The sequence below is a fragment of the Limosilactobacillus urinaemulieris genome (genome assembly GCF_014838745.1).
In the GTDB taxonomy this organism is placed as follows: domain Bacteria; phylum Bacillota; class Bacilli; order Lactobacillales; family Lactobacillaceae; genus Limosilactobacillus; species Limosilactobacillus urinaemulieris.
The window spans coordinates 1-1348 of the sequence record NZ_JABUXR010000041.1 but is presented as its reverse complement, the minus strand read 5'-3'; the positions used below and the strand labels follow the sequence as shown (position 1 = coordinate 1348).

The 1348-nt window shown below is 39.5% G+C and carries 1 protein-coding gene; it reads right to left on the bottom strand.

What is annotated here, in order from left to right:
- Positions 1-20: 20 nt before the first annotated feature.
- Positions 21-1348 (bottom strand): transposase (locus HUK45_RS09280; protein WP_235972109.1); only part of this gene is annotated, 1328 nt, incomplete at its 5' end.

Sequence of the window (1348 nt, the reverse complement as noted above, 5' to 3'; positions counted from 1 at the left end):
GGGGCTGTGACATAAGTCCTTTAAATTAAGAGAACCGTTCGGAATTTCATTTGAAATTCTGAGCGGTTCTTCCTTTTCTTAAAATTAATACTAAATATGGACAGCCTCCCGGCGATCTTTTTCATATTCAGTGCCATTAGGGCAATTCCAATCTGACTTTTGGCTTTCTTGAGACCACGCACCGTGAACCTCTTGAAACCCAAATAAGCTTTCAAATTTCCAAAAACAGTTTCTACATCGTACTTGCGACGAGAATACGTAGTGGACTTTGAAAGCGACTTACGTGCTTTAGCTTTAAAATACTCCCATTGTGGATTAACCATAATATACTTAGTGTTTCCACGTGGCGTTAATGCCTGAGGAATAACTTGGTGATTTTCATCGTACTTTTCGGGTTGATATACCTTAAAGTCGCGATGGAACTTATATTTATCGTTTCGGTAAGCGTATCGTTTAAAATTAAAGCGGACTCCAGCTGGATTGACATAGTAATCATCATCTTCATGGTATTCCCAATTCATAACCTTTCGATCATCAGAGCGCCATTTGCGACTATTCTCTTTAATCATCGTGCTATAAGGAATTAAGGCGGTACAATCAGGCAACTCATCTTCAAGATATTTATAATTACGTTCAGACCCATAACCAGCATCGGCTACAATTTCTCGTCCCAAAACTTCGTTCTGGGCGAGCTGCTTAAGAAATGGAATTAGTGTTCTCGTATCAGTGGGGTTTTGCATTAAGTCATAACCAAGCGTAAATTGCGAACTAGTCATAATTTGAAGATTATATGCCGGCTTAGTTTGTCCATTACGCATCGGATCTTCTTTAACGCGCATAAAAGTAGCTGCGTGATCTGTTTTAGAGTAGCTATTCCGTGAACCAGCGATCTGTATTTGAGTACGATATTCTAAATTTTTTTGGCGACAGTGTTCTAAAGCGCGGCGATATTTTTTGGCGTGGCGTCGTTCTTGTTTGGCTGGATTAGGCGAAACCTTAGCGGTTTCGCTTACCTGTTGATTCAATTCTTCGATACGTTGTTCAAGAAGTGCAATAATAGTATCGAGCTGAACAACGTCAAAGTTATTCTCGTCAACGGCGATTTTAACTTCAGCTTGCTTGATTTCTTGAAGCAGTTTACGGGCTTTTTCAACGTTTAATTCACGATATTTGATCGTACGCTTCTTCCAAACAAAGGAGTACTTATTTGCGTTAGCCAGAATTTTAGTGCCATCAATAAATGAAGCCTCATCAATCATTCCTTGAGCTTTCAAGTAGTCATGAAACGCCTTAAAACTGCTTTGGATCATTTCTTCTAAGTCCTTAGAAATCACAAAGCGAGCAATCG